General features: G+C 64.3%; 2 protein-coding genes. One reads left to right on the forward strand and one right to left on the reverse strand.

The window, feature by feature from the left end:
• Positions 1–46: 46 nt before the first annotated feature.
• Positions 47–652, reverse strand: a complete 606-nt coding sequence (locus tag DQW06_RS16300) for a hypothetical protein (protein ID WP_117198845.1) — start codon at positions 650–652, stop codon at positions 47–49.
• Positions 653–868: 216 nt separating this feature from the next.
• On the opposite strand from DQW06_RS16300, the gene DQW06_RS28940 reads away from it, so the two are divergent.
• Positions 869–2,074, forward strand: coding sequence for a hypothetical protein (locus DQW06_RS28940; RefSeq protein ID WP_157983458.1), 1,206 nt, complete (start codon positions 869–871; stop codon positions 2,072–2,074).
• Positions 2,075–2,211 lie beyond the last annotated feature (137 nt).

Here is a 2,211-nt window from a genome sequence, read left to right on the forward strand (position 1 = left end):
CCCCCCCCCCCCCCCCCCCCACCCCGTGGTTGGGACAAGTCAGTCGCTAGAAGGGGCCACCGTGATACGGCTGGGGTTCGTCCCACCCATCGCCCAGGCTCCCTGGGGTATCGCCGTTGAAGTAGAGGCGCGGGGGATGGGCCGTCAAGTTCCAGGTGGGGAGGTCATCCTGGTCCAGCCAGAGGCTGTAGGCGTGCAGGATCTTCACCGAGCTGATCAGGCAGTTCTGTCGAAAGGCGTCGAACTTGATCTGGGTGAGGCTGCGGTGCCGATCGTAGGCAGCGTCGATATCGCCGTCGGGGGTGTCGATGCAGCGCACGTAGTTGTAACTGGCGTGAGGGATGATCGTGCTCGACCTCAGCTCAGCGAACGAGCCCGAGGAGATGAAGCCTCCCATCGACCCCGTCCCACCAGTACCAGGACCGTTCATCGTCCCCCACAACCAGTGGTCTTTGCCGGGATCCTTGACCGCCCAAGCGGTGTGGCCCATCGGGATACCTCCGTTATTGGAGGGGGAGTAGGCGGCGGACGTCGAAAGAAAGAGGCAGGCCCGCCCCTGAGCCCCCGGGCTGGCCGATCCCGCGGAGTCGGCCAGCGCCGTCCCCGAGAAGGCGAACAAAGTCGCCAGAACACACACGAGAGTGGTCAGCACTGACCGAGAATAGATTCCAACGGAACGCATGGTTGTCCTTCCTGCTCACTGATCCACAGGTTCTGTCGTGACGTTGTGGGCCATCACGACAACAACCAGCATCACCACCCCACCTGCGGTGTGCGAGTAAATGAGAAGGGCCGCAATTGCGCCTCAACCTATGTGGGCTGTGACCAGCGAAGACACTAGTTGAGGCGCCAAGGTGAGGAAGGTGCGGTGGTCGTGACAGACCAGCCCGATGACGAAAGCGCGCGCTTCGAGCAGACTGCGGCCGCACTGGCCGAGGCCCTCGATGAGTTCTCCGATGCACTGGAGGCGGTACTCGCCGACTTCGAGAAGGGGAGGAAAGTCCTGTCGACGAGGACAGGCATAGGTCTTTCGTACTTCTCCAAGTGGTTGGCGGGCCGCGACCAGATCTTCAAGGAGAAGGGGGTCAGGTTCCCCGGAGTAAGGGACGCAGACACGATCATCACCGGTATCGGCGGAAAGAACGAACTGCCCTCCGCGCGGAGGCTTTACGCGGCTGCCGTGCGGGTGGACAGGTGTACCGGACAACTCGCGCAGACCAGGCGCACCGGCTGGAAGTCACAGGCCGCGAGTTGCCTGCGCGCACGAGAACAGGCAGAAACAGAGCTCGACTCCGGTGCGGGGCAGGAAGCAGACAGTGAGACTCCTCAACAGGAACAGTCCCCTCCCTCTGAAGGTGTTCCGGCCAGCGAGCCAGGCCAAGCAGACGACGAGGTAGCCACCTCAGACGAAGAACCACCTGCCCCTGTAGCGTTGGAGCAGCCCGAAACACCGGTGAGACGACAGTTCTTCCGTCGTCCTCTCTTCGTGACCCTCGCGGTCGCTGTGGGACTGGTCTTCGTGGGGGTGACCGCTCTGTGGCAGAGGGCAGGAGCTGTCGATGGACCAGGCAATGCTCCCGCAACGATCCTCACCCCGTCTCCGGATGGGGCAGTACCTCCACTGGCTCCCCTGGCAGCTAGTGACGAGGAGTGCCGCAACGACTGGAGCGTCATGGCCTCGGGGTCGGTGGAGTACCAGCCCTGCACCGCGCTCTCGGAGGACGGAGTGGTCGTGTCCGCGCGGGTGCGTCCCACGGACCTGGTCACCGATCCCGTGGAGGTCACAGTGTGGCTGTGGCTCATGGAGCACGACTTGGAGTTGCTCGTCAGCGGACAGGGGGACCTGACCCGTGATGCCTCCACACTCGATAGCTGCCGTGTGACGCTGGGCGCAGACGACGAGGTCCGCGAGTGCGGCCCGTTCGTGTTCCAGCCACCGCACGAGGGCCGGTTCTCCACGTCGGGAAACGCGGCGCTGGCCGACGGTGAGTACCCGCCGGGATGGGACAGCGCTGGTTTCACAGGAACGCAGGGGCCTGCTGTGCTGTGGCCTGCGGCGGCTGAGGGCGCCTGACCAAGCATTCGAGCGGGTCATACCGCTCCTTATGACTGAATCTCACCGGTCGATGGTGAGCGCTTCCAGGGCGGCGGCTTTGTCGGCGTCGGTGGGTAGGGCATAGCGGCGGGTGGTGTTGAGGTCGGCGTGGCCCA

The organism is Nocardiopsis sp. TNDT3 (assembly GCF_003427465.1).
In the GTDB taxonomy this organism is placed as follows: Bacteria; Actinomycetota; Actinomycetes; order Streptosporangiales; family Streptosporangiaceae; genus Nocardiopsis; species Nocardiopsis dassonvillei.